General features: G+C 40.0%; 21 protein-coding genes and 1 pseudogene. 3 read left to right on the plus strand and 19 right to left on the minus strand.

Annotation, left to right across the window (positions count from 1 at the left end; translation table 11 throughout):
* Positions 1 to 17 precede the first annotated feature (17 nt).
* The 3 genes from ACAM22_RS07065 to pbp2b form a co-directional block, all read right to left on the minus strand.
* Positions 18 to 1,061, minus strand: coding sequence for a D-alanine--D-alanine ligase (locus tag ACAM22_RS07065; RefSeq protein WP_369606595.1), 1,044 nt, complete (start codon positions 1,059 to 1,061; stop codon positions 18 to 20).
* A 175-nt stretch (positions 1,062 to 1,236) separates the two neighbouring features.
* Positions 1,237 to 1,833: a recombination mediator RecR gene (gene recR / locus ACAM22_RS07070; protein ID WP_000966748.1), complete on the minus strand. Its 597-nt coding sequence runs from the start codon at positions 1,831 to 1,833 to the stop codon at positions 1,237 to 1,239.
* Positions 1,834 to 1,843: 10 nt separating this feature from the next.
* The gene (pbp2b, locus tag ACAM22_RS07075; protein ID WP_369606596.1) at positions 1,844 to 3,901 is read right to left on the minus strand and encodes a penicillin-binding protein PBP2B; all 2,058 of its coding nucleotides are present in this window, start codon (positions 3,899 to 3,901) and stop codon (positions 1,844 to 1,846) included.
* 193 nt (positions 3,902 to 4,094) lie between these two features.
* On the opposite strand from pbp2b, the gene ACAM22_RS07080 reads away from it, so the two are divergent.
* Complete coding sequence (locus ACAM22_RS07080; RefSeq protein ID WP_261029667.1) at positions 4,095 to 4,946, plus strand: MurR/RpiR family transcriptional regulator; 852 nt, start codon at positions 4,095 to 4,097, stop codon at positions 4,944 to 4,946.
* Between the two features lie 61 nt (positions 4,947 to 5,007).
* Here ACAM22_RS07080 and ACAM22_RS07085 read toward each other — a convergent pair whose 3' ends face one another.
* From ACAM22_RS07085 to ACAM22_RS07145, 13 genes are all read right to left on the minus strand, one after another.
* Positions 5,008 to 5,355 carry a type II toxin-antitoxin system RelE/ParE family toxin gene (locus tag ACAM22_RS07085; protein ID WP_261043635.1) on the minus strand — a complete coding sequence of 116 codons (348 nt, stop codon included), beginning with the start codon at positions 5,353 to 5,355 and terminating at the stop codon, positions 5,008 to 5,010.
* Positions 5,349 to 5,636, minus strand: coding sequence for a hypothetical protein (locus tag ACAM22_RS07090; RefSeq protein WP_000951986.1), 288 nt, complete (start codon positions 5,634 to 5,636; stop codon positions 5,349 to 5,351). Before ACAM22_RS07090 ends, ACAM22_RS07085 begins: the two co-directional genes overlap by 7 nt.
* Positions 5,637 to 5,732: 96 nt before the next feature.
* Positions 5,733 to 6,617 carry an ROK family protein gene (locus ACAM22_RS07095; RefSeq protein ID WP_369606597.1) on the minus strand — a complete coding sequence of 295 codons (885 nt, stop codon included), beginning with the start codon at positions 6,615 to 6,617 and terminating at the stop codon, positions 5,733 to 5,735.
* 17 nt (positions 6,618 to 6,634) lie between these two features.
* A complete protein-coding gene (locus tag ACAM22_RS07100) occupies positions 6,635 to 7,552 on the minus strand; it encodes a dihydrodipicolinate synthase family protein (protein ID WP_001281525.1) in 918 nt (305 codons plus the stop codon).
* Positions 7,553 to 7,725: 173 nt separating this feature from the next.
* Positions 7,726 to 8,370: a YesL family protein gene (locus ACAM22_RS07105; protein WP_369606598.1), complete on the minus strand. Its 645-nt coding sequence runs from the start codon at positions 8,368 to 8,370 to the stop codon at positions 7,726 to 7,728.
* 241 nt (positions 8,371 to 8,611) lie between these two features.
* Positions 8,612 to 9,064 (minus strand): YhcH/YjgK/YiaL family protein, encoded by a 453-nt coding sequence (locus ACAM22_RS07110; protein WP_061087699.1) that lies wholly within the window; start codon positions 9,062 to 9,064, stop codon positions 8,612 to 8,614.
* Between the two features lie 126 nt (positions 9,065 to 9,190).
* On the minus strand, positions 9,191 to 10,030 hold the full coding sequence (locus ACAM22_RS07115; RefSeq protein WP_001192009.1) for a carbohydrate ABC transporter permease: 840 nt from the start codon (positions 10,028 to 10,030) through the stop codon (positions 9,191 to 9,193).
* A gap of 15 nt (positions 10,031 to 10,045) precedes the next feature.
* A complete protein-coding gene (locus ACAM22_RS07120) occupies positions 10,046 to 10,912 on the minus strand; it encodes a carbohydrate ABC transporter permease (protein ID WP_162492370.1) in 867 nt (288 codons plus the stop codon).
* Positions 10,913 to 11,067: 155 nt separating this feature from the next.
* On the minus strand, positions 11,068 to 12,396 hold the full coding sequence (locus ACAM22_RS07125) for an ABC transporter substrate-binding protein (RefSeq protein WP_369606599.1): 1,329 nt from the start codon (positions 12,394 to 12,396) through the stop codon (positions 11,068 to 11,070).
* A 229-nt stretch (positions 12,397 to 12,625) separates the two neighbouring features.
* On the minus strand, positions 12,626 to 14,143 hold the full coding sequence (locus ACAM22_RS07130) for a PTS transporter subunit EIIC (protein ID WP_369606600.1): 1,518 nt from the start codon (positions 14,141 to 14,143) through the stop codon (positions 12,626 to 12,628).
* An 18-nt stretch (positions 14,144 to 14,161) separates the two neighbouring features.
* Positions 14,162 to 14,860, minus strand: a complete 699-nt coding sequence (locus ACAM22_RS07135; protein WP_001135675.1) for an N-acetylmannosamine-6-phosphate 2-epimerase — start codon at positions 14,858 to 14,860, stop codon at positions 14,162 to 14,164.
* A 290-nt stretch (positions 14,861 to 15,150) separates the two neighbouring features.
* On the minus strand, positions 15,151 to 18,501 hold the full coding sequence (locus tag ACAM22_RS07140) for an SIALI-17 repeat-containing surface protein (RefSeq protein WP_369606601.1): 3,351 nt from the start codon (positions 18,499 to 18,501) through the stop codon (positions 15,151 to 15,153).
* 563 nt (positions 18,502 to 19,064) lie between these two features.
* Positions 19,065 to 20,045: an acetylxylan esterase gene (locus ACAM22_RS07145; protein WP_369606602.1), complete on the minus strand. Its 981-nt coding sequence runs from the start codon at positions 20,043 to 20,045 to the stop codon at positions 19,065 to 19,067.
* Positions 20,046 to 20,435: 390 nt separating this feature from the next.
* Between ACAM22_RS07145 and ACAM22_RS07150 the strand changes: the two are divergent.
* Positions 20,436 to 20,987, plus strand: a pseudogene (locus ACAM22_RS07150) (GNAT family N-acetyltransferase).
* Between the two features lie 141 nt (positions 20,988 to 21,128).
* Positions 21,129 to 22,043, plus strand: coding sequence for an Rpn family recombination-promoting nuclease/putative transposase (locus tag ACAM22_RS07155; RefSeq protein WP_265472095.1), 915 nt, complete (start codon positions 21,129 to 21,131; stop codon positions 22,041 to 22,043).
* 558 nt (positions 22,044 to 22,601) lie between these two features.
* On the opposite strand, the gene recG is transcribed toward ACAM22_RS07155, so the two are convergent.
* The 3 genes from recG to acpS are packed head-to-tail and all read right to left on the minus strand — an operon-like array spanning position 22,602 to position 26,091.
* Positions 22,602 to 24,617, minus strand: coding sequence for an ATP-dependent DNA helicase RecG (recG, locus tag ACAM22_RS07160; RefSeq protein ID WP_265472094.1), 2,016 nt, complete (start codon positions 24,615 to 24,617; stop codon positions 22,602 to 22,604).
* 18 nt (positions 24,618 to 24,635) lie between these two features.
* On the minus strand, positions 24,636 to 25,739 hold the full coding sequence (alr, locus tag ACAM22_RS07165) for an alanine racemase (protein ID WP_265472093.1): 1,104 nt from the start codon (positions 25,737 to 25,739) through the stop codon (positions 24,636 to 24,638).
* Entirely contained in the window at positions 25,729 to 26,091 is a 363-nt protein-coding gene (acpS, locus tag ACAM22_RS07170) for a holo-ACP synthase (protein WP_000635005.1), read from the minus strand. The genes alr and acpS overlap by 11 nt, the downstream gene beginning before the upstream one ends.
* Positions 26,092 to 26,096 lie beyond the last annotated feature (5 nt).

Below are 26,096 nucleotides of genomic sequence, written 5' to 3' on the forward strand. Positions count from 1 at the left end.
CTACCCTCTCTTTCATTTTATAGCAAATGCGCTTCGCGCTGGTCAAAACTTTCCTTGGCAAGGTCAACCAGTCGCTCGATTAAATCTGGGTAGGTGATCCCCATATTGTCCCAAAGTAGTGGATACATTGACCACTGGGTGAAACCTGGCATGGTATTGAGCTCATTTAGGAAAATCTCTCCCTTATCTGTATAGAAGAAATCGCAACGAGAGAGACCGAGGCCACCAATAGCACGAAAGGCCGTTTCTGCATTTTGACGCATGACAGCTACCACATCATCACTGATTTTGGCAGGAATATCCATGGTAATCTTGTTATCAATATACTTGGCATCGTAGTCATAAAAGGCAACATCCTTGACAACTTCTCCTGGTAGCGTGCTTTTGACATCGTAGTTGCCTAGTAGACCAACCTCGATTTCACGGGCATTTACCCCTTGCTCTACCAAGACACGGCTGTCATATTGGAAGGCAAGTTCCAAAGCCTGACGAAGTTCTTCTTGATTTTCAGACTTAGAAATACCGACACTAGACCCCATGTTTGACGGCTTAGTGAAGACTGGATAAGTCAATTTTTCTTCCACTTCAGCGATTTTAGCAGTCACATCATCGCCTTCAACGATAGCCACATAAGGAACTTGGGCAATACCAGCAGATTCTAAAACACGCTTGGTCGTGATTTTATCCATGGCAAGACTAGATGACAAGATATTACAGCCGACATAAGGCATTTTCAAAACTTCAAGGAAACCTTGAACAGAGCCATCTTCTCCCATCGGACCGTGAAGAACTGGAAAGACAACTGCCCCTTCTTCGTAGATGGCACTTGGTACAACTTTCTTATCCCAATCAATGGTCGCATTGGTCATGAGACGGTCCTCTTGACCTGGAGTCTGACTAAATTCCTGCGTTTTGATAAAGTCACCTGACTGACTGATGAAGAAAGTCTTGACTGTGAAACGGTCGTAGTTAACCGCACGCATGACACTCTCAGCTGAAAGGACAGAGACTTCACGCTCTGCACTACGTCCACCATATAAAAGAATAATCGTTTGTTTCATATTATTTGTCCTAATTCTACTAGAATACTCGCTCTTTAGTATATCATATTTGCTTGTTTTTTTAAAACTTGAACCTGATCCTATTCATCACACTATACAAAAAGAGGCCGATATGAACGATTTTCAGCCTCCTTAATTTTTTATAAATGAATGGAGTTCGTAAATTTGTCTACACTTACAACTCTGTTCGATTTTCAATAGCCCGTAAGAGGGTCACTTCGTCCGCATACTCGATATCTGCTCCCACAGCAAGGCCTCGTGCCAGGCGCGTAACCTTGATCCCAGCTGGCTTGAGCAAGCGTGAAAGATACATGGACGTCGCTTCCCCATCTGCCGTAGCATTTGTGGCCACTATCACTTCTGAAACCTCACTATCCATCAGACGAGTCATAAGACTCTTTAGATTGATATCATCTGGACTGATGCCATTCATGGGGGAAATGAGACCATGCAGGACATGATAGAGCCCATGGTATTCTTGGATATTTTCCATGGCTGCCACATCACGACTATCCTCTAGCACCAAAATAGTTGTCTGGTCACGACTTGGATCAGTACAGATGGAGCAGGGATCGTCATCTGTCAAACGTCCACAAATGGAACAGTAGGTCAATTCTCTCTTAGCAGAAAGGAGATTTTTTGCAAATTCATTGACGTCGTCATCAGACATGCCAATGGTATAAAAGGCCAGACGCGTAGCCGTCTTAATCCCGATACCCGGTAACTTAGAATAACTGTCAATTAGCTTGGCAATAGGTGTTGGATAAAGCATATGTTCCTTTCTAGTTCATTGGATGGTATTTTTGATACAGATTGATAATGTCACGCGCAATGGAAGGTCCTACACCATTTGTTAGATTGGTATTATGAGGAAAGACCACTGCAACAGCGATTTGGGGATTATCAGATGGGGCATAGGCCACCGCATTAGTATTGGTTGCTTGCTGACCATCTGCCACATAACTTTCGGCTGTACCCGTTTTTCCGCTAATGGATACCAAGGCACCATTTGAAAAGGCACGACCAGTTGTCAATCCACTAGTTCCATGGGCAACCTGATAAAATCCTTGTTGTAAGATACTCATATCGGAGTCAGAAATATTGACCTTGTTCATCTCTGTCGGTTTCAGTTGCTGAATCAAGTCACCCAACCCTCCCTTATCATTATTGCCATAAATACCTTCAACAATACGAGGAGCCACACGAACTCCATTGTTAGCAATAGTTGCTACATACTGAGCCAACTGCATTGGCGTATAGTTATCAAACTGCCCGAATGAATTCGTAATATAATTAGCAAGATCATAATCTTTAGGGATAAAGCCAGTTGATTCATCTGGTAGGTCAATCCCTGTTGCAGACCCCAAGCCATATTCGCCAAAGGTTGAGCGTAATTTCCCCATAGCCGATTCTAAGTTTCCAATTGCTGCAACCATATTCGGTTGATAAGTTAAGCCCATAATTCCTAAAGCCGTTTGGACCATATAAGTATTGGATGAATACTCCAGAGCTTGAACCGCCGTAATCGGCATTGGCCCAGAAAAGGCAGTATACCAAGAATTGATAGGGGGTGAACCTTGGAAGACAATAGACTGGTCCGTCAAGATCTGGTTTCCTGACAAGACTCCATTTTCCCAACCAGAGCTGATGGTCGCCGCCTTGACAACCGAACCTGGAACAAAGACATTAGTTACCGTTCCCAAGGAATCAGGCGTCAACTCTCCCGTTTTCAGGTCGTGTTTGATTCCTGACATAGACAAAACAGCACCTGTTTTTGGGTTAAGGGCGACTGCATAGACACCCTCAGAATACTTGGCTCCACCATTCCCCAACTCTGAATTGAAATAACTTTTCAGCAAAGCATCCACGCTATCTTGGAAGGCCAAATCAATGGTCAGTTTAATATTATTCCCTTTGGTACCATCTTCGATATTTTCGACACTTTCCATATTACCGTACTTGTCTAGATGAATTTCCTTCACCGAGCGTTTACCTTGCAAGGTTTCCTCGTATTGCTTTTCTAGATAAGAGGTCCCAACACGGTCATTTAGAGAATAACCTTTTTTAAGATAAGCATCTGCTTCTTCTGCTGGGAGACCAGCTTTTTCACTCGATACACTACCTACTATAGAAGAAAGGGAAGTCTCTAGAACTTTTCGATCCCACGAAGTTGAGATACTGACACCAGGTAATTGTTTCGAAGCAGAGGCAATCAGAGCAATCTGGGTATCTGTCAGAGCATCTGTCACAATGGTTCCTGTCGCAAAGTTTCCAACCGCATTTAACTGATTAAAAAGATAGATTTCTTTCTTTTCATCCTCTGTATAGTTTAGTTGACTCGCTTGAACACTATCGACCGCATTGTTATACAGTTCTGATTCGGATAAACGATTGCCATCTGAATCCAAGCGTTTCTCACTTGGGAGAGCCTCCACTGTTTTTTTATAGATTTCAGGATCAGCTAAATAGTAATCTGCCAACTGACGTTCTGTCAAATTTGGCGAACTGATGCTCACATATCCCAGTAACTGACTAGCGATTTCTTTCAGATCTTTAGCCGTCATTTTATTACTACGCGTAAAGGAAACAACCTGCTTTAACGTATTTTCTACCAAAGGTTTTCCACTAGCATCATAGATTTCCCCACGGGCAGAACTGGTTGTGACCTTGGTCTGACTAGCTGAGGCTAGCTTTTTTTCGTAAAAATCCTTGTTCAAAACCTGCATATAAAGCAAACGACCAATAATGGTCATAAAGAGTAAAATGACGATTGAAAACAATAAATTAAGCCGTATCGGAATCGAATGGCTATTAAATTTTCTCATACAAATCAGTCTCATTTCTAACTTAAAATCTTACTCTTAATTGTACCACAATTTGAGCAGAAAATTATGGAAAAGAAAGAAGCTTTTTTTCGTTTTTACAGCAAGATATGTTTTTATTTATTCATCCCTATATTATATGTTATAATAAATGTAAAAGTTCAAAAATCTAGCCTTTTTCCAATACGACTCATTTAAAGGAGCCTTCCCTATGGACAAACCAGATATCGCAACTGTCATTGATTCCCACTTCGAAGAAATGACAGACCTTGAGCAAGAAATCGCTCGCTATTTTTTGCAAGCTGAAACGATTACAGATGATTTATCTTCTCAACAAGTCACTCAAAAATTACATATCTCTCAGGCTGCACTAACTCGCTTTGCTAAAAAGTGTGGCTTTACTGGCTACCGAGAATTCATTTTCCAATACCAACACCAAGCAGAGAAACAAGACACCTATTCTCACAAACACAGTCCACTGACCAAACGTGTCCTCAGAAGCTATAGCAATATGAGGGAACAAACACAAGACTTGATTGACGAAATCCAACTAGAACGAATCGCCCAACTAATCGAAGATGCTGAGCGTGTCTACTTCTTCGGAACAGGCAGTTCTGGCCTTGTCGCCCGTGAAATGAAATTGCGCTTCATGCGTCTGGGTGTGGTCTGCGAGGCCTTGACTGACCAAGACGGCTTTGCCTGGACAACCAGTATTATGGATGAAAATTGTCTCGTACTTGGTTTCTCACTTTCTGGCACAACACCTTCTATTTTAGATAGTCTATTAGATGCCAAGGAGATGGGGGCAAAGACTGTACTCTTTTCAAGTGTTCCCAGTAAAGATATCCAGACCTATACAGAGACTGTTCTTGTAGCTACCCACAGCCAGCCTTCCTATATCCAACGAATATCCGCTCAACTTCCTATGCTCTTCTTTATCGATTTGATTTATGCCTACTTTTTGGAGATTAATCGCGAAAGCAAGGAAAAAATCTTTAATAGCTACTGGGAAAATAAAAAACTCAACGGCTATCGTAGACAAAAACGCGTCAGAAAATCCTAGTTTGGCTCAGCCAAACTAGGATTTTTATTCATCACCAAACATACCTCTTCAAGATTATGAATTAGTCATATCTTGACTTAGTCTTGAATAATTTCATGTAATCACTTTTTGAAGGGAGTAAATAAGCAAGTCTGACGGTATCCTCAACAATTGTATATAATACGATGTAATCCTTACTCAAGGTCAATCCTCGCGTTTGGTAGTGAGGGTCTAATTTCTTACCAAATTTTTCATCGGCATCAAATCCAGCTTGGGGGAAAATTTCTAGCCGATTAATATCTTTTCTAATATTGGCTACTTTTCGTCTAGCAACCTCTACAGAACCGATTTCCTCCGCTATATACTGATATATTTTATCCAGACTATCAATCACTCTAGGAGAATACAAAAGCCTATATTTTTTTATAATCCATAGCGTGTCACGACATCCTCATCTGTCAAGTAATTTCCAGCCTCGATCTTGGCATAACTTTCTTGAACTTCTGCTTGTAATTGTCTAAACAAATACTCCTTCTCTAATTCCTCTTCACTCAGTAAATCTACTTCATTTGTTACGGCAACATTCTTTAAAAATAATCTAAGTGCCGATGAAAGAGAGAGATTTTTTTCTTTTAACACTTCCATGGCATCATTTACTAATTCTCTATTAGCTTGGAAGGTTACTATTTTACTTGAATTCGCTATAGCCATTTTATATAATTCCTTTATATATTTTCTTTATTATCTCACAATTATAAAGAAAGTCAATGGAATTTGATCAGAAAATCCTAGTTTGGTTAAACCAAACTAGGATTGTTTTGTTTTAAAGTGATAGTAAGCTCCCAACATACCAGCTGTATTTCGATGATGAGCAAATTCTAATCTCGTCTCATCAGCCAGACTTGGTACCAAAGCATCTTTCAAAGCTTTTCGAATTTTAGGCTTGAGGATTGCCTCTTGCCCCATGATACCACCGCCGAGAATAACCACTTCTGGATTGGCAACGTAGCAAATATTCGCCAGACCTTTTCCAAGGTAATCTACCATACGGTCAATACCAGCCATGCAGATCTTATTCCCTTCTGTAGCTTCCTTAAAGATGCGTCGACCATTCCACTGATCGACTTGATCGCCATGACCTGCTGCTACATACTCAACTAAAGCTGTGGTAGAAGCGAGATCCTGAAAAGCTCCATCCTGCATATGCATATAACCTACTTCACAGGCCGAATTACTAAAACCATGGAAGACTTTCCCATCCATAATCAAGCAACCACCAATACCTGTTCCAATAGTCAAGCAAAGAGTAACACTCGCTCCCTTACCTGAACCAGATACCGCCTCAGCCAGACCTGCACAGTTGACATCATTTTCAATTTCACAAGGAATCGCAAAACTCGTCTCGATTTCCTTCTTGAACTGGGTTCCTGCATAATTTGGAATCTGTGGGCCAGCATAGAAAATCTCACCCTTTTCAGGATCCACCATTCCTGCAGAAGAAATAGCAACACCTGCTACTGGGCCTTTTTCTAGATAGCTGGCAACGATATCTTTTGTCTTTTGTAAGATATGAGGGCCACCTTTATGCGCCTCAGTTGGCATTTCATGGGATTCAACAAGTTGGCCTTCTTGGTCGATCAAACCATATTTGATGTTGGTTCCACCGATATCAATTGCAACGTAGTGTGTCATAAATACCTCCTTATGAATTAGAGGAAGCGCTCCTTGGTTTCACGAATCAAGGCTGCAGCTGCTTCTACAACTGGACGATCTTCTTCGGTTACTGGTGTCAATGGTGAACGAACAGATCCAATATTCAATCCTTCATTGATTTTCAAGACTTCCTTAATCACACCATACATATTTCCATGTGCAGAAGTGAGTTTACCAATGATAGCATTGATAGCATACTGCAATTCACGCGCTGTTTCTAAGTCTTTGTCAGCAATCAACTGATTAAGTTTCAAGAAGAGTTCTGGCATAGCACCATATGTACCACCGATACCAGCCTTAGCACCCATGAGACGGCCACCTAAGAACTGCTCATCTGGACCATTAAAGACGATATGGTCTTCTCCACCAAGGCTCACAAAAGTTTGGATATCTTGAACTGGCATAGAAGAGTTCTTCACACCGATAACACGGGGATTCTTCAACATTTCAGTATAAAGACTTGGAGTCAGAGCAACACCTGCCAATTGAGGAATGTTGTAGATAACATAGTCTGTATTTGGAGCTGCAGAACTGATATCGTTCCAGTATTTGGCAACTGAATATTCTGGCAAGCGGAAGTAAATTGGTGGAATCGTTGCAATGGCATCTACACCCAAGCTTTCTGCATGGCGAGCTAATTCCATACTATCTTTAGTATTATTGCAAGCAACATGGGCAATAATAGTTAATTTACCTTTGGCAACTGCCATGACTTCTTCCAAGATTAACTTGCGATCTTCAACGCTTTGGTAGATACATTCGCCAGAAGATCCATTGACATAAAGACCTTGAACACCTTTATCAATGAAGTATTGAACCAAGGCACGTGTGCGCTCTGGACTTACTTCTCCTTGTTCATCGTAACATGCGTAGAAGGCTGGAATGACACCTTCGTATTTTTTTAAATCTGACATAGATTTTCTCCTGTTATTTTTATTTTCTGCTAAAGCAGATTCTTTCTTTACTTCTTTAGTATACACTTTGCCGAAAAGGCTTTCAATATTTTGTAGGCACTTAGATTTTAGTTTCTCTCTTATAGAATAGCTTTTGGAGCGTTTGAAAGTAGTTTCAGAAACGATTGCCATCCTTATTCATACTTAGCAAATAGCTTTTCCATCACCCCTACTTGTAAAAAAACAAGAAGTCCAAAACCAAAGAGAATAAAAGCAGATCCTCCCAATAGAAGGGTAAAGGCTGATAGATATAGAATCATCAAAATCAAAAAGATAATTACAATCATCAAGATAAACCACGGTGCATTAAAGCTAGCCAACATCAGTCCTTTTTGAAGAATTTCTTTCCAAGATAGGGCATAACGCGCCGCAATCGGGTAACTAGCCAACATCACAATGGTAAGGAAAATCAGAATCCCTAAACAAATGGCTTTTACCAATTGGAAGGGCAGAGCTGTTTGACCCCAGAAAAGATAGAGATCTGAAAGAGTAAGAAATACAATTCCTAATTCTAACATCCCCAACTGAAAACCTAGTTTCAGATTTTGTCTGAAAACTCTTAGATAGGTTCTAAAAACTGGAACACGTCTACTTTGCTTGACTTCAAACATCGTCTGATAGAGACTAATTTTGGCTACTCCAATCGTTACGACTGGTAAACAAGTTACTACAAAGAGAAGATTGACTGTTACAATATCTAAAACCTTCTCACTAATTCGCATTAGAAAATTATCTGTATCAAATGCAGCCTTGATGAGACTTCTTCCTTTTTGTGACATCTTTTACTCCCCCTATCATTTCATTTCTACCACTATCTAAATCATTCCGATTTAGATAGCAATAGGATTCAACTCTTAAACTCAATTTTCAAAAGTGTTCAATAATACTCAATGAAAATCAAAGAGCAAACTAGGAAGCTAGCCGCAGGCTGTACTTAAGTACGGCAAGGCGAAGCTGACGCGGTTTGAATTTGATTTTCGAAGAGTATAAGATAGTCATCAGCTATCTCTGCTGATCATTCTAATCAATCAAAATTTTAAACAAATACTTGCGAACTTGATCTTCCATACCTGCATAGCCATTTGGTTGATGTGGTTCACCTGGGAAGAAAATTGCAAAATTGTGATAACCCAACAAGAGTGGGTAATGTTCATGACAATGGACAAAACCAATATCACTTGTTTCGTCAAATGCTACTGCTTCATCTTTGATACGTGAACCGTAGCTCGAATATTCATGCCCTTCTACCAACAAATGCAAGTCTGCATAGTTCTTGTGATGTTCAAACTGGTCATTTTCAGCTTTATTTAGGACATTTTCTTGAACAACTAGAAAGACCTTGTCACCATCAATATCATATTTTCCTAACTCGAATGAATCTTTACGATGTTCATAAAGATAATCAATTGCCTTGTCAAGATTGGGATGAATCCCTTTATAGAAGCTAATATTTTTCAAATCGTCAAAAATCATTATTTTCTCCTTTAAAAAATCGTCATTAAGCGATTAAAACTAACACCTCCAACAGTGTCATTTACTGTCGGAGGCTTTTAGATAGTGCTAGCAATAGCAAATTGATACTGTAAAAGAAATCGTTTCTTATCCTTTAACAGCTCCCATAGTAATACCCTGTGTGAAGGATTTTTGGAAGACTAAGAAGACTGTTACGATTGGCACAGCAGCAAGAGCTGCCCCTGCCATGATTAAACCATAGTTGGTTGCCATTTCGGCTTGCATGGTCGCAACCCCAAGTGAAATAGTCAAATTGTTACGTGAAGTCAACATTACCAACTGCATAAAGTAGTCGTTCCAAGTATTGATGAAGGTAAAGATTGCAAGAGCCGCAAACCCTGGTTTTACAATTGGGAAGGCTACACTCCAGAAAGTACGAATCTCACCACAACCATCGATTTTAGCTGATTCAAGCAATTCTGTTGGAATATTTTCACTAAATTGTTTCATAAGGAAAACCCCAAATGGCCATCCAATCAAAGGCAAGATAACTGCCCAGAGAGTATCGTGGATTCCCATGAAGTTGACGATACGTACCAATGGTACAAGGACAACTTGTTTTGGAAGAGCCATGGCAGCAATAAAGATTGCAAAGAGGATACGTTGACCATAGAAACGTTTTTTAGCCAATACATAACCTGCTAGAGATGAAGTTGCACAGACTAAGAACATAGTTACCAATGAGATAAATACTGAGTTCCACATCCATTGCATAGCAGGGTTTTGCACCATGAGTTGTTGGAAGTTTTCCATGGTTGGCATTTTAGGGAACCATTGTGGTGGAATAACGATTGTATCAGGTTGTGATTTGAATGCCCCTGTCAAAATCCAGTAGAATGGAAAGATGAACAGCACAGTCAACAAGAGCAAAATGATTGTTGAAATAACAGTAAAGGCTGTTAATGGTTTTTTTTCTGTAGATTGCATAGCTGTCTCCTTTCTTTAGTATTCTACGTCGTTTCCGAGTACTTTAAATTGAACAAAACTTACGATAGCAATCATAACTGCCAAGAAGACACCAATTGTGTTGGCATAGCCATACTCTGTCAATTGGAAGGCTTTTTCGTATAGGTAGTACATCAAGGTACTTGTAGAGTAGTTTGGACCACCAGATGTCAAAAGCTGAATCAAGGCGAAACATTGGAATGAGTTAATTGTTGTGATGATTGCGATATAAAGAGTTGTTGGAAGAAGGCTTGGCCATTTAATCTTCCAGAAAACTTGAAACTCAGTTGCACCATCAACGCGGGCAGCTTCAACCAATGAATTGTCAATATTACCCATAGCAGCGATGTAGAGGATAATCGGTTGACCAACTGAAGTTGTCAAGAGGATAATCATAATCGCCATCAATGCCCAGTGCTTATCACCAAGCCATGAAATGTTTTGAGTAATGATATGACTTGATTTAAGCACAAAGTTCAAGATACCTGATAGTGGATCATAGATCCATTTCCATACAACTGTTACGGCAACACTACCTGTAACAACTGGAAGGAAGAATACGAAACGATAGAAGGATCTAGCGATAGCATTTTGATGGTAGGTCTGTGACGCTACAAAGAGCGAGAAGAGAACAACTACAGGAACTGATCCAATAACCAAAATAACTGTATTAATCAGAGATTTTGTGAAGACAGGATCTTTAAACATACGGATATAGTTATCTAAGCCCACAAATTGGAAACTAGTCATAGAGTAGTTAAAGAAACTTGTGATGAAGCCCATAATCATTGGTGCTAAAACAAAGACAACAAAGAAGAATAAAACTGGCGCTAGGAAAGCATAAGAAATAACGGTTTCTCTCATACGAATTTTATTAACTTTCACTGTAGGCACCTCTCTTTCCTTTTCTTTTTATTGATAATCTCCTAAGAGAATGATGATTTACCTTTTAAATAAAAGCCCCCTTTTCTTACACAAGCGTGCAAAGGGAAAAGGGGCTACAAAATCTAGTTTAGGGTTTATTGTTTAGTAGCTTTTTTGATAGTTTCGTTTGCTTTTTCAGTAAATGCTTTCAATGCATCAGCTGGTTTTTGATCGCCATTTGAAACTGATTGCAACATTGGGAACCATAGAGTTCTCATTTCTGCAAAACCATCAATTGTATTGTAGTATGGAGAGTAGTATTTAGTCCAACCACTGATTGTTTCCATACGTTTATCTTCATAAAGTTTTCCAAATGAAGTACGAACTGGGAAGGCACCTGTACGAACAACGTCTTTTGGACCCCATTCTTTGTCATCCGCGATGAATTGAACGAATTTCTTAGATGCTGCAACTTTCTTGTCGTCTTTGTTGTTGAATACTGCAAATCCGTTTACAAGGTATTCAAGAGCTGGTTTACCTGAATCTGATGGGAATGGTACTTCTACCACTTCTACTTTACTTGCTTCCAAGAGTTTAGCTTGGATACCGTTTTGAGCTGGTGCCCAAAGGATTGTGTAAGATGTTTGACCGTTGGCAAAGTTTTGGATATCTGCTCCACCATCAAATTGTGAACCATTGTTCAACAAACCGTCTTTGATCCAGCCAGCTGCTTTTTCAAGACCTTTGACAAATTTAGGATCATCAGTTGTATATTTTGTTACATCTTTATCTGTTACAGAACCGCCGTAAAGGTTTGAGATGAAGGCACGTGTTCCTTGGTCTCCCCCTTGACCAGAACTGAACAATGAACCTGGTGTGTAGCCTTTGTCTTTAAGCGCTTTCAAAACTTTTTCAAAATCATCAGTTGTCCAACCTTCTTTTACAAGGTTCGCAACTCCAGCATCTTCCAACATTTTCTTGTTCATCGCCATGTAGAATGGTGCTGAACTGATTGGATACATATAAGCTTTGTCTCCAGCTTTACTTGCTTTTACAATGTTTTCATTGTTGACATCTTTAACAAAGTCATCTGTGAAGAGGTCATTCAAGTCAGCCAATTTACCATTTTTACCATATTGGATGATACGTCCTGGTGCGTCAAAAAGTACGTCTGGAGCTGTACCTGCTTCGATAGCTGTAGTGATCTTTTCTGGACCTGACTTAAAGTCGATTGTTTCCAATTTCACTTTTACATCTGGGTTTGCTTTTTCAAAGGCTTCGATGATAGATTTTTCATATGTTCCAACACCGTCACCAGTTTTTTCTTGTGTGAAGACTGGGAATGCCCACCAAGTGATTTCTGTTTTTCCGCTATCTCCACCAGATTTTCCAGCATCTTTACTTCCGCCAGAATTTCCACATGCAGCAAGACCAAGAATCGCAGCACCCGCAAGTACTGTACAAGCTAATTTTCTAAATTTCATCTGTATTCTCCTATGTAATAAGCGTATCCATATTGGATAATGAGTAAGATTGCATTTGTATACGTTTTCATTTCATCCGATGCATCCACCACTCTCCTCTGTTTTTTATTAAGTCAGTAAGTACTTATACTCTTCGAAAATCTCTTCAAACCATGCCAGCTTCGCCTTGGCGTACTCAAGTATAGCCTGCGCCTAGCTTCCTAGTTTGCTCTTTGATTTTCATTGAGTATTAATCATCTACACCTAAAATTTCATTAATACTATTTTTATATAAGATTGCTTTTGCTCCATATATTGCTTGAATACCACCCTTCACTTCTAAGACATCAACTGCACCAATTTGTTTTAAAAGTGCTTTATCAACTTGATGAACTTCTTTTACAGCTACACGTAAACGTGTCACACAAGCATCTACATCTTCTATATTATTTGATCCACCCAACGCTCTGATAATTTGTAGGCTATCCTGTTTTAAATGATCTGCAGTATTTGAAGTTGAATCTGTGGATTCAGAAATTTCTTTAGAATCTACTTCTTCTCCTCGTCCTGGCGTTAGAACGTTGAATTGAGTAATGAACCATCTAAAAACAATATAATACAGAACACTCCAAATAAGTCCAAATGGAATCTGAAGAACCCAATTCGTTTTAGCGTTCCCCTGCAAAATTCCAAATAAAGTAAAATCGATTACACCTCCTGAGAATGTGTTTCCTATTGAAATATTTAAGATGTCTGCAATAAAGAAGCTGACACCATCAAGGAATGCGTGTACAACATATAGAACCGGACTGACAAATAGAAACATAAATTCAATTGGTTCTGTAATACCGGTAATAAAAGATGTTAAAGCAACTCCAAAAAACAGACCCGCGTATTTTTTACGACGATTTTTAGGAACACTATGGTACATCGCTAAACAGGCAGCCGGTAAACCGAACATCATTGTTGAGAAACGACCTGCAAAAAACCTTGTTCCTTCTGTAAATAATCCAGAATGAGTCGGGTCGGCTAATTGAGCAAAAAATATTTTTTGAGCTCCAACCACTGTTTGTCCTGCAACAGTTTCAACACCACCAAGTTCAGTATACCAAAACATAGGGTAAATCATATGATGTAAGCCTACTGCTCCAGAAAGTCTCATTAAAAATCCATATAGAAAAGTTCCAATTGGGCCCGCCTGAGAAATATATCCACCTGTAGAAACAAGAAGTTGTTGAAAAGGTGGCCAAATAACAAAGAAGACAAAGCCAATTAAGATAGAAGAGAACGATGTAACAATAGGAACGAAGCGTGAACCCCCAAAGAATCCTAAAGCGGAAGGTAATTGAATATTGTTATATCGATTGTGCAAATATACGGCAACTATTCCGACAACTAATGCTCCAATAACTCCAGTATCAATTGCAGATCCTTCTGCCATAAAAAGTTTTACCAGAGCTTTAATCGTTGCAGTCATAACTAAGTAACCAGTTACTCCTGCTAGCGCAGCGGTTCCTTTATCTCGTTTCGCTAAGCCAATACATAATCCCACACAGAGAAGTAGTGATAAATTACTGAATACAACCTCTCCTGCAGAGCTCATTACTTGGAATATTGATTGAAAAAAACTATTGTCTAGTATTGGATAAGTTGCTATCGTGGTTGGGTTTGAAAGTGCACCACCAATCCCCAAAAGTAGACCTGCTGCAGGAAGTATAGCTATAGGTAACATAAAAGCTTTTCCAACTTTTTGTAAAACTTTAAACATAAAATTCCCCCTTACATCTTATTTTAGACCAGCAACGAATCGTTCTGTAATCTCTTTTGGTCTAGTAATAGCGCCACCAACAACAATACCTCGCACTCCGTATCCCAGGATTTGTTTGGCTTGTTCTGGTGTATGAATTTTCCCTTCTGCAATGACATCTACACCAGCATCACATAGTTTTTTGATCAATTCAAAATCGGGACCATCCACTTTAGGACTGTAAGATGTGTATCCTGACAAGGTTGTTCCGACAAAGTCGATTCCTGCTTCAACAGCTGCTAGTCCTTCTTCAAAAGTACTAGTATCAGCCATCAAGAGCTGGTTCGGATATTTTTCCTTAACCTGACGAATGAACTCTTGGATCTCCAAACCATCATAGCGTTCACGCTTGGTACAATCCAGAGCAATCACCTCGATGTCCAGTTCTGCCAATTCATCAACTTCTTTCATAGTAGCTGTGATGAAGGGTTCTTGTGGCGGATAATCTCGTTTGATAATCCCGATAATCGGAAGTTTTGTAACCTCCTTGATTTCCTTGATATCACGAACACTGTTTGCTCGGATACCGACTGCTCCACCTTGCTCAGCCGCTTTGACCAGCAAGGGAATGACTCCTCCCGCTTCTGTATAAAGCGGTTCGTGAGGAAGGGCCTGACAAGAAACGATGATTCCATCTTTGATTTGTGCAATCAAGGCTTCTTTAGTAATCTGTGGCATCCTCTTTCCTCCTTTTCTTTGTTCTTATGAGGTCATTATATACCATTTGTTAAGCGCTTTCAATACTTTGTCATAGAATAGATTTCAGTTTCAAAAGTATTTTATAGAACAGCTGTTTCTGAAAGTAGTTTCAGATAACATAAATATCCGTACCTATTACTCAAAATTACGAATCTTATTATAAACTTCTATATCAATAAAACCAGTCCAGAATTCTAACTATCTTATTAGATTCCAGACTGGCTTATTTTATATGAACATAAAAATTCAAAGAACAACTGAAGACAAAGTTAACTGTCTTTTTGTTTATAGAAAATCATTACTCCAAGGATCATTCCCACAAAACCAAGCAAAACTGTTGTTATTGATTTATTCTCACCTGTTTTTGGTAACATTGACTGCTCATTATTACTTACTTTATTCTCTAATCGATTAGATTCAGAGTTTTCATTTGTTGATAACAATTTAGGCGACAGTGAAAGTTCCTCAGCCTTGTTATCTTCTGTAGAATTTTTAAATGGTGGATTGTCAATGGAGTGTCGGAAAATCATCGCATAAATACTAGGATTATTAGTCTCAAAAATAATCTTTCCATCTTTTTGTTCGAATTCAATAGTGTGTAGTTTTCCTTCTGGATCTACAGCATAAACATTCTCAACAGACTGATCCATAGCAAAAGTAACTAGGACTTTTCCGTTAGGCTGAACAGTTCTAGCAGCTGTATCCTTCAATTGAATATCAAATGCTTTATAGTTTAATGAACTTAGATCACTAACTTGAACTTCTTGAATTTGAACACCTATCACATTTTCCAATACTTCTTCTGAAGCTTGAATTTGCACACTTCCTGCTTCATTTTTGAAAATACGTTGTGAACTAGCAATTCTTGTGATAACTTGTTTCATTGTTGCTTCATTCTTACTATCTCTATTGTTATCATGCATAGGACTTGCTACCACATTCACTAAGCCTGTGGAGTTCTGTTTTTCAACTATTGGGGCCGATTCTTCTGATATTACTAATGAACCTTTATATTCTGGCATTTCTAGTATAGGAGATTCAGTGAAAGGAACTCCACCTGTATAGTCTGAAAGATGATGAATCTCAGCAACCGCACCATTAACCCCGCCTCTAAACTCTGGCTTAGCTACGGTAGGAGCTGGAGAATCACCTAATGTAGATATAACACCACTATACTCTGGAACTTCTGTAACAAGAGATTCGCCTCCATTCACTCCGCCTGTGAAGTCTGAAATGTGATGAACCTCAGCATCTGCTCCATTGACCCCGCCTCTAAACTCTGGCTTAGCTACTGTAGGAGATGGAAAGTCTCCTAATGTGGATAGAACACCGCTATACTCTGGAACTTCTGTAACAAGAGATTCGCTTCCATTCACTCCGCCTGTGAAGTCTGGCTTATCTACTGTAGGAGCTGCAAAGTCACCAGATGTACCTAAAATACCAGAATCTTCTTTTCCACTATCTTTTTTTGGATCTAATTTCCCAGCTAAATCCTTATCCGAATCCTTCTTAGAAGGTTCCACTTCTTTATCTTCCACATAGACAGGATCTTTTGGTTGACCCTCAATATAAGAACGAACCCAATCCAGTTGCTCTTTTGATAAGACTAAACCACCACTGCGACTTCCTACAACACCATTTTGGTGAACTCCAATTAAAGCACCTTTATCATTATAAAGACCACCACCAGACGCTCCAGGTTTCGTACCTCCATAGCTAATTCCCTCTATTCCAGAACCGAAGTCTGTAATTCCTACTACTTTACTATCTAAAACTGGACTTAGCTTGTTATCTGGAAAACCATAGACCGAAACTGAATCCCCCTCTACAACTTTTGAAGATTGTTTTACAACCTCTACAGGAGTTACTTCTTTTACTGCTTCTTTTAACCGAACCAAAGCTAAGTCATTTTTAAATCCAAATACAGAGTCTTTCTTGTTCCAATAAACAATATCATCATCTGAAAAATTCACAGACTTACCATTCGGTAAAGTTGCTTTATACACTGTATTGGTGCGACCAGATTTAGTAACTACCTCAGAACCTTTAACTGTTAAGAAATTATGAGCGACTGTTAACACCAAATTGGGTGCAATTAAAGTACCTGACCCCGATCCATCTGGCGTTTGAATATGCGTTGTAGCATAGAAATTTTCTGAACCATTCGGAGCTTGTAACACCTCTTTACTAGGCACAGGTAAGTTCGATTTACCACTTAAATCGACTTTACCAACTTCCGTTCTTGCAAAATCCGAAGAAGAGGTAGATGGAGGAGTTACTGAATCTACTACCGCTCTTATAATTGTATTACCTAAAGCTAACTTACTGATATATTCATCAGACCAACTTGTATCACTTGCTAGTTTGTTAATTGGCACTCCGTTATAGGATACAACTTTAGCTGTTGGGGAAGTTGCTATTAACTGTTTGAAATCTGGATTTTGTCTTAAATGAAAATTCAAGCCACTTCCAACAGGACCTTCCTGAATAACCTTATCTGAAATCAAGCGAGTTCCTTTAGTATCTTCCACTCGAAGTAGAACACGACCTTTTTCTTCACCTTTTACTAAAGTAGCTCGACCTTTTTCATCAAAACTATACAAAGCACCATCAATCTCAGACTCTACATCTTTTAAAGCTATATGATTTTCATCATAGTAGTAACGGTTTGCACCATCTATATACCAACCCTTTATACCATATTTATCAATCATAGAACGAATCCAAGCTCTGTGCTTTTCCGTAAAGATAGTACCACCGCCAATACGCTCACTCTCAGGAGCACTTGAAGTATTGGTTCCATGCTGGTGGATACCGACTACCTCTCCCTTATCATTAAACAAAGGAGCACCTGAAAAACCTCCTAAAGCTGAGGAATGATAAGTGACTGCACCATTATCTTTATTGATACTGCTCACAGTTGTTGAGACTGAATAAGCCTTACCGTCTTTCAATCGAGCTTTATTTTCTTTACTTAAATTTGGAGTAGAAAAATCATTGGGATATCCGACCATAGTGATTTTATCACCAGTAGAAACCTCTTTATCACTCAACTCTCTTGGAGAGTCCTCACCACCTGTCATAGCTTCTACAGGCTTTTTAGTTACCACTACTGCTAAGTCGTTGCTATAGTCTTTACCAAAGTCTTTACCGTTATACAAGTGAATAGAGTCTTTTTCAAGAGACTCGGATACCCCTGATGTGGGTACTTTGTTACTCTTCTCTGTTTCTGAGTTCATCACAACATAACTACGAGCAGACTCTCCACCACGTAAGACCGCAGACTTGTCTTCTTGATTTTTATCATAGTAATTATGAGCTACTGTCACCATGACATTTGGCGCTACAAAGACACCACTACCAGAAGCCGTTTGTTTTCCACTTGTTCCGCTATCATAAGTGGTGTAAGTCATAGCAACACCTTCTGCAGATTTACTATGAACGTCCACATCGTGAATATCACTACCGCCTTGAATGACATCAGCATAAACAATCCCACCACCAATAACTGGTAAGTCTGGTGCAGCTAATCCAATCACTGCAGATAGTGTCAAACAACCAACCAAACCATAAGCTTTGGATTTACGAAATTTCCCTAAACCCTTTAAACATACAAACATACATTACCTCACTTTAACTTTCAAAATTAATTTATCCAAGTATATTCTAAAAAATAAAATATTACAGTTTCCATTAGCATAACACTCTCTACTTTGATTCTTACAATAAAAATAGCTATAGATTATTTTGTTCCTTTACAAATGCTATTTAAGTACTGTATCTACAGGAATATCGTTTTTACAAGATATCATCCTAATGAGAAAACCATCTTATACATAAACTTATATATAAATGTTCATTTGTAGCGAAACTGTATATTTTCTTATAAATTATAACATATTTCACAGACGCTTTCCAATGTATTGAAATAGCTTATACCCAACTAAATAGAAAATGAATTGTTTGACACCACAGCCCAGAAAAAAACTCATACCCAATAAAAATCAAAGAGCAAACTAGGAAGCTAGCCGCAGGCTACTCAAGACACTGTTTTGAGATTGCAGATAAAGCTGACGTGGTTTGAAGAGATTTTCGAAGAGTATGAATTTCAAAGGATATATGAACTAGAATATTTGCTAACTAGATTCTGTACAAAAAGAGAGCTCCTGGGCTCTCTCATTCATCACTCCACATACTTAAAAGGAATCTCACTGCCACAGAGCCAATTGTAGACTTGGTCATTGACAAAGACATTCATGGCTTCGTGGGCATACTCAGGCATGATGCGATAGGCCTTATCGCAGGTCAGACGGTTGTAAATCGCAAACTGGGTAATAGGATAACAAACATCGTCGTCCAAGCCTGTAATCATCTTAACTTCACCCTTTATACGATGGGCAAGATTTTTCACATCGATATAGGCAAGGGTCGCCATAATCTCCTCCTCAGTTTCATGGAAGGGGTCGTGAAACTTGAAATAACGAAAAAGTTCGTCGTAAGCCTCGCTAGTATTCCCAATCTCAAGCACTCGTCTGAAGTCTGACAAGAAGGGATAGATGGCAACTGTTTTCTGAATTCGAGGATTGAGCGCCGCCGCAACCAAGGCTAGAGCCCCTCCTTGCGAGGCACCATAGCTAGAAAGACTCTTCTCATCAACCTGAGGTAGACTGGCAACAATTTCGACCAACTGGTAAATATCCAGGTAAACATCCTTATAAAAGAGATGATCCCGACCTTCCACAGCCCCACGGATAATATGTCCCTTAACCGTATTTCCTAAAGGAGAACGTAAACCGTCTTGTGAATAGCCCGACTGGCCCCGTACATCCATGGAAACAACACCGTAACCAGCCACGGTAAAGGCCAGCATGTCGGCCCAGTCCCAGCCACGTCCCATATAACCATGGAAATGGAAAATCATTGGAACTTTATCCTCACTTTTTGGAAGAACGACGCGTGCATAGACATTGGCTTCATTGGTTCCTTCAAATGTTAATTCATAGCACTTGACTTGAGGGATGTGAAAATCTCTTTCCTCCAAGTGGTAGGCTGAAAGCGTTGAAACTTTTTTCACTTCCTCATCCCAGAAAGCATCAAAATCTTCTGGAACCTCATCCCTCCCTAGATAAGTCTTAATCTCTTCTAACAAAGCTGGATTTTTCATAACATGCTCCTTTTGTTTTGTAATCGCTACCACCACTGTAGCATATCTGAGAAATCAATGCAAGAAAGAAGGATAATACTCTTCGAAAATCAAATTCAAACCACGTCAACGTCGCCTTGTCGTACTCAAGTACAGCCTTCGGCTAGTTTCCTAGTTTGCTCTTTGATTTTCATTGAGTATAATATAGAAAGTGAATTTAGATTTTATTTCTTCAAACCTACTGACTGAAAGTCTAATAAATTGAATCTAGAATAGTACCAATTAACTTCTAAAGTATTTTTAGAAATTAATGTGAATGCCCCAGTTGATTTGTCTACAGTTTATCTCGATATACTATAGTTTCAATGGAGATTGAATAGAGAATCACACACCAGAAAGCGAGATAACATCATGAAAGCAATAGGTACGCAAATATTACAGACAAAGTGTTTCATCTTGAGAAGATTTGTGGAGAGTGATGCGGAAGCCATGTTTCAAAATTGGGCTTCGTCTGCTGAGAATATGACCTATGTTACTTGGAATCCCCATCCTGATGTTGAGGTCACTCGAAACTCGATTCGTAATTGGGTTGCTTCCTATGCCAATCCCAACTATTACAAATGAGCCATTTACCTCAAAGAAAACCCAGAGCAAGTGATAGGAGATATCAGCATCATTGAGATGAATGAGGATGATTCCAGTTGTGAAATTGGCTATGTTTTAGGAAAAAACTATTGGAGTCGTGGTCTTATGACAGAGGCCTTAAAAGCTATCTTAGACTTCTGTTTTACTCAAGCAGATTTTCAAAAAGTCAAAGCACGATATGCCAGTCTCAACCCAGCTTCAGGTCATGTTATGGATAAGACTGGAATGTCCTATCTAAAGACTGTTGCAAATGGGGTAGAGAGAAAAGGCTATATTGCGAACCTTATTTATTATCAGATAAGCGGAGAAGACAGATAATCTTAAAATTTATTGCTTATCCGCTGTTCTTATTTTTTATTTACTATTTCATTTATCCTCTTTTTTCCGAATAAATAGATAGAACCATCGAATCTAGCAAAATTAGATTTTAAAATATGGTATAATAGAAGGAGGGAATGGATGATTCTCAGACATCCGGGCATCAGCCCAACCAATGATTTGGTTGCTAAGAAAATCTTTAGCAATCCAGAAATCACTTGTCAATTTATACGCGATATGTTGGACTTGCCAGCAAAAAATGTGACCATTTTGGAGGGAAGTAACATTCACGTCTTGCCTTCCGTTCCTTACTCAGCACAGGATTTCTATACCAGTATAGACGTTTTGGCGGAGCTAGATAATGGAACGCAAGTAATTATTGAGATTCAAGTTCATCATCAGAATTTTTTCATCAATCGCTTGTGGGCTTATTTGTGTAGCCAGGTCAATCAAAATCTTGAAAAAGTTCGCCAACAAGAAGGCAATACTCATCAAAGTTACAAACACATCGCACCAGTATACGCTATCGCAATTGTGGATAGTAATTACTTCTCAGATGATTTAGCTTTTCATAGCTTTAGTATGCGAGAGGACACGACAGGTGAAGTCTTAACTATCACAAACAATGGACAGGAACACCATCTAGTCAAGATGGCATTCTTGGAACTCAAAAAATACAGAGAAACCAGCAAAGACGAGGTTCGCAAGCCGTGGTTGGAGTTTTTCGGGAATAAACCCTTTACCCAACAACCCGAGCGAGCCATCAGTCAGGCAGATCAACTGCTGGACTACAAGAGCTGGTCCGAGGAGGACAGGAAAATGTTTAGTCAACTACGTATGCGTGAAGAACAGGCATTATTGGCTCATGATTATGCCTTGGAAACTGCTAGGGCAGAAGGGATTGAACAGGGACTGGAGCGTGGAAAAGTTGAAGGAAGTTTGTCTATGCTACTAAATCTAGTCCGTCAAGGTCTTTTGCCTTCTGAAGTTGCCAGTCAACAGTTGGGTATGACTGTCGCTGAGTTTGAAGAACTATTAAAAGAGCATCATAAATAAGAACTAAAAAATATAGAGAAACCAGAAAAGACAAGGTTCGCAAGCCGTGGTTGGAGTTTTTGTAAATCATTTAATCAATGACAGATTTTTCCGTAATAGATGGAAGAATCTGTTTTTTTAGTTATGCTAGATGTGGGCTCTGAAATAGTAAGATATAGTGTATTGAAATAAGATATGAACAAAGAAATTAGGAAAGTCAAATTATAGTCAATGAAATAAAAACTGAACAAATTGATTGCGGAATTTAAACTAATTTCTAACAATATTTTAGAAAACTCTGTGGACTATTCCAGATTCAATCTACTATAATTTCTAGAAATTTTTTAGAATCCGCAGTGTGCTATTTTAGATTCAATAAATTGTGCTTTTAAAAACGAAAAAAGAGCATTTCCGCTCTTTTTCTCCTGTTCAATCTTAATTTTTTGCTTCTTTCTTTTGGAAAGTGGTTTGGTAATTTACTTTAATCGTTACTGTCATGTGAGAGTCCTCGTTTCTTTTTGATGACTCTAGTATAAGGGCCAAACCTGAAAGCTAGCTTAAGATTTCCTTAGAGAAAGCTTAATCTAAATGTTTTTTCTTTTCCAAATGATGGACAATCATGCGCCACTCTGGATCCTCTTGCCAACCTTCTATCGAACTAATGTAGCTAGCAACCTTTCTGGCTTCTTCTAAAATCGGAAAATCTTCGATAATATCAGCCACTTGAAACTCTGGAAGCCCTGACTGTCTGGTTCCAAAAATTTCACCTGAACCACGCATTTTCAAATCTTCCTCCGCAAGGACAAAGCCATTGGTGGTTTCTGTCATAATGCGCATGCGATCTTTTCCAGAATCAGTCTTGGGATTAGCAACGAGAACAGCATAGGACTGCTTGTCCCCCCGACCGACACGACCTCTGAGCTGGTGAAGCTGGCTGAGCCCGAAGCGATCGGCATCCATGATAATCATGACGGTCGCATTGGGAACGTTAACTCCAACCTCGATAACCGTCGTTGAAACCAGAATATCCGTTTTTCGCTCTTTGAAATCCTGCATGATCTGGTCTTTTTCATCACTCTTCATTTTACCATGTAGAAGAGCCACCTCTGCCTTTCCTGCAAAATGCGCCGTCAACTCCTCTGATAAGGCAATGGCATTTTTCAAATCCAGAGCTTCTGATTCTTCAATCAAGGGAGAGATGACATAGGCTTGAGAACCTTTTTGGATTTCCCCCTCTAACCAAGTCAAGACCTGAGGTAGTTGCTCATGCTTGATCCAGCGTGTCACAATGGGTTTTCGACCTGCTGGTATCTGGTCGATAATGGAAACATCCATATCGCCAAAGGCTGTGATGGCCAAGGTTCGTGGTATGGGAGTCGCTGTCATCATGAGTACATCTGGATTGTCGCCTTTTTCTCTCAGAACACGCCTTTGCCCTACACCAAATCGGTGCTGCTCATCGATGATAATCAAGCCCAGACGAGCATAATCTACCCCATCCTGAATCAGAGCGTGGGTTCCGATAATCAAATCAGCCTCACCCTTGGCAATAGTCTCCAAGACTTCTCTCTTTTCTGCAGCTTTCAAGGAACCTGTCAAAAGAGCCAGTTTCAAGTCTGGAAAAAGGTTCTGTAAACTCTCAAAATGTTGCTCTGCAAGGATTTCTGTTGGTACCATGAGGGCTGATTGGTAGCCAGCCGTCACTGCCGCAAACATAGCCAAGCCAGCGACCACCGTTTTTCCGCTCCCCACATCCCCTTGCAAGAGACGATTCATGTGGTGGTCCGACTTCATGTCTGTCAAAATTTCCTGCAAACTCTTTTCTTGAGCTGGGGTCAAGGAAAAAGGTAGATTTTCTTTAACTGCTGTCACTTTTTCCTTAGACCAATTCAGAACCAGACCACTTCCCTGAACTCTATTTTCAGACTTGAGCGTCTGCAACTGCATTTGGAAATAAAAGAGTTCCTCAAACTTGATACGGCGAAGGGCCTGCTTGTATTCCGCCAAATCCTTTGGAAAATGCATGGCACGAACGGCCTGACAACGGGACATAAGTTTGTATTTGTCTAGTAAAGACTGGGGAAGATTTTCTTCTATCAAGAGGTCCAGTCCCTGATCAAAGGCTGTCTTGATGACCTTGACCAGACTGGACTGACTAATTCCCTGAGCCAGACGATAGACAGGCTGTAGATCATCCTCTACCTGAGCCAGGACCTTCATCCCTGTCAGGCTAGCCTTGGCGCGGTCCCATTTTCCAAAGACAGCAAGGGTTGCTCCCAACTCTATCTTATCTGCTAGATAGGGCTGGTTAAAGAAATTCACCGCAAAAACAACTTCTCCCTGCTTGAGGCTAAAACGCAGGCGATTACGCTTAAAACCATAATACTGGACACTGGCAGGAGTCACGACTTGACCAGATAGGACTGCCTTCTCCCCGTCCTCTAGTTCCAATACTTGCTTGGTTTTGAAGTCTTCATAACGGAAAGGAAAGTAGAGCAAGAGGTCTTGCAAGTTTTCAATTCCTAGTTTTGCGTATTTTTCTGCTGACTTTGGTCCCACACCAGGTAAGACATGCAAGGGTTGATGTAGATTCATGCTCCACTCCTTTCTTTTCTAATAATATTCTCTCGGAATGCGGTCGCTGAGGAGACAAACCACCTCGTAGTTAATAGTCCCACGGTAGGCAGCTACCTGAGTAGCTGTGATCTCCTTGCCCCCATTAGAACCAATGAGGGTGACTTTTGTTCCTAAGGGATAAAGCTTAGGCAATCGAATGGTGATTTGGTCCATCGAAACCCTGCCTACGATTGGGCAAGCTTGTCCATCTACCAAGACAGAGAAATTCTGCATGTCTCGCGTCCAACCATCCGCATAGCCGATTGGTACCGTCGCAATGACTTGCTCGCTATCTGCCTGATAGGTCGCTCCATAGCCCATGCAAGCTCCAGCTGGAACTGTCTTGACATGAACCAGAGCAGACTCCAAGGTCAAGGCTGGAGTCAGGTCATAAGGCAAGTCCAAGACCTCTCCGCTAGGATTCAAGCCATACATGGCGTCTCCCATACGAACGGCGTTAAAAATAGTCTCTGCATGCCAAATAGTCGTTGCAGAATTGCTAGCATGTACCAAGTCTGGCACTTCCTTCATACTAGCCAAAATAGTTTTAAACCGTTCTAACTGGGCATTAAAGTAGTCATCTGATTCTTCATCTGCAGTAGCAAAGTGGGTAAAAATCCCTTCAACACAAGCACCATGTTGTTGGAGCAAGTCTTGAGCCTGCTCAGCCTCACGAGCCTCTCGAAAACCGATCCGTCCCATTCCTGAATCAATCTTGAGGTGAACTGTCAATCCAGTTAGATCCGCTTCCTTATCTAAGAGTGCTTGAATCCACTCCAGTCCAGCCACAGTCAAGGTGATGTCGTATTCTTTAGCTAGAGCGACAGCTTCGATTTCAGAAACTCCTAAAATGAGGATTCGCTTGCTGAGTCCAGCCTGTCTGAGTTCAAGAGCTTCATCAATATTGGAAACGCAAAAACCATCAACATCATCTTGAATCGCCTTGGCAACAGCGACTGCTCCATGTCCATAAGCATTAGCCTTGACTACTGCAAATTTGAGCGTTCCTTGAGGGATATGAGCCCCCATCTGCTGAATATTTTGTCGAATAGCTCCCAGATGAATCAGAGCTTTGGTTGGTCTATGTGGACTAGCTTTCATGATTTTCCTCCAAAATGACACTGGCTGTCACAAACTGATCGGTATGGCTGATAGACAGCCAAATCTTTCCTGAAAATGGCGCCTGACTAAAATAAGGCGCCCCGCGTTCATTGTTCAAGACTTCCAAATCTTGAAAACCGAGCTTGCCAATGCCCGTTCCCATAGCCTTGGAAAAGGCCTCCTTAGCCGACCAGCGACCAGCTAAATATTCTATTTGCCTGCGCCCTTTAAGACTGGTGAAGCGCTCCATTTCCTTAGCTGTCAGCACGCGCTTGGCAAATCCTTCATGTCGTGTAACTGCGCTTTCTATCGAAGCTAATTCTTCTATGTCAATTCCGTGTCCAACTATCATTCTCA

It is taken from the genome of Streptococcus sp. SN-1, from assembly GCF_041154385.1.
GTDB lineage: Bacteria > Bacillota > Bacilli > Lactobacillales > Streptococcaceae > Streptococcus > Streptococcus mitis_CT.

What these genes read in the sequence shown, in the direction of transcription:
- ACAM22_RS07155 (WP_265472095.1), top strand. Translation starts at nt 21,129, where the DNA reads ATGATTCTCAGACATCCGGGCATCAGCCCAACCAATGATTTGGTTGCT.
- pbp2b (WP_369606596.1), bottom strand. Translation starts at nt 3,901, where the DNA reads ATGAGACTGATTTGTATGAGAAAATTTAATAGCCATTCGATTCCGATA.
- ACAM22_RS07120 (WP_162492370.1), bottom strand. Translation starts at nt 10,912, where the DNA reads ATGAGAGAAACCGTTATTTCTTATGCTTTCCTAGCGCCAGTTTTATTC.
- acpS (WP_000635005.1), bottom strand. Translation starts at nt 26,091, where the DNA reads ATGATAGTTGGACACGGAATTGACATAGAAGAATTAGCTTCGATAGAA.
- ACAM22_RS07140 (WP_369606601.1), bottom strand. Translation starts at nt 18,501, where the DNA reads ATGTTTGTATGTTTAAAGGGTTTAGGGAAATTTCGTAAATCCAAAGCT.
- recG (WP_265472094.1), bottom strand. Translation starts at nt 24,617, where the DNA reads ATGAATCTACATCAACCCTTGCATGTCTTACCTGGTGTGGGACCAAAG.
- ACAM22_RS07100 (WP_001281525.1), bottom strand. Translation starts at nt 7,552, where the DNA reads ATGTCAGATTTAAAAAAATACGAAGGTGTCATTCCAGCCTTCTACGCA.
- ACAM22_RS07125 (WP_369606599.1), bottom strand. Translation starts at nt 12,396, where the DNA reads ATGAAATTTAGAAAATTAGCTTGTACAGTACTTGCGGGTGCTGCGATT.
- ACAM22_RS07095 (WP_369606597.1), bottom strand. Translation starts at nt 6,617, where the DNA reads ATGACACACTACGTTGCAATTGATATCGGTGGAACCAACATCAAATAT.
- alr (WP_265472093.1), bottom strand. Translation starts at nt 25,739, where the DNA reads ATGAAAGCTAGTCCACATAGACCAACCAAAGCTCTGATTCATCTGGGA.
- ACAM22_RS07105 (WP_369606598.1), bottom strand. Translation starts at nt 8,370, where the DNA reads ATGTCACAAAAAGGAAGAAGTCTCATCAAGGCTGCATTTGATACAGAT.
- ACAM22_RS07145 (WP_369606602.1), bottom strand. Translation starts at nt 20,045, where the DNA reads ATGAAAAATCCAGCTTTGTTAGAAGAGATTAAGACTTATCTAGGGAGG.
- ACAM22_RS07065 (WP_369606595.1), bottom strand. Translation starts at nt 1,061, where the DNA reads ATGAAACAAACGATTATTCTTTTATATGGTGGACGTAGTGCAGAGCGT.
- ACAM22_RS07130 (WP_369606600.1), bottom strand. Translation starts at nt 14,143, where the DNA reads ATGTTTAAAGTTTTACAAAAAGTTGGAAAAGCTTTTATGTTACCTATA.
- ACAM22_RS07090 (WP_000951986.1), bottom strand. Translation starts at nt 5,636, where the DNA reads ATGGCTATAGCGAATTCAAGTAAAATAGTAACCTTCCAAGCTAATAGA.
- ACAM22_RS07080 (WP_261029667.1), top strand. Translation starts at nt 4,095, where the DNA reads ATGGACAAACCAGATATCGCAACTGTCATTGATTCCCACTTCGAAGAA.
- ACAM22_RS07115 (WP_001192009.1), bottom strand. Translation starts at nt 10,030, where the DNA reads ATGCAATCTACAGAAAAAAAACCATTAACAGCCTTTACTGTTATTTCA.
- ACAM22_RS07110 (WP_061087699.1), bottom strand. Translation starts at nt 9,064, where the DNA reads ATGATTTTTGACGATTTGAAAAATATTAGCTTCTATAAAGGGATTCAT.
- recR (WP_000966748.1), bottom strand. Translation starts at nt 1,833, where the DNA reads ATGCTTTATCCAACACCTATTGCCAAGCTAATTGACAGTTATTCTAAG.
- ACAM22_RS07135 (WP_001135675.1), bottom strand. Translation starts at nt 14,860, where the DNA reads ATGCCACAGATTACTAAAGAAGCCTTGATTGCACAAATCAAAGATGGA.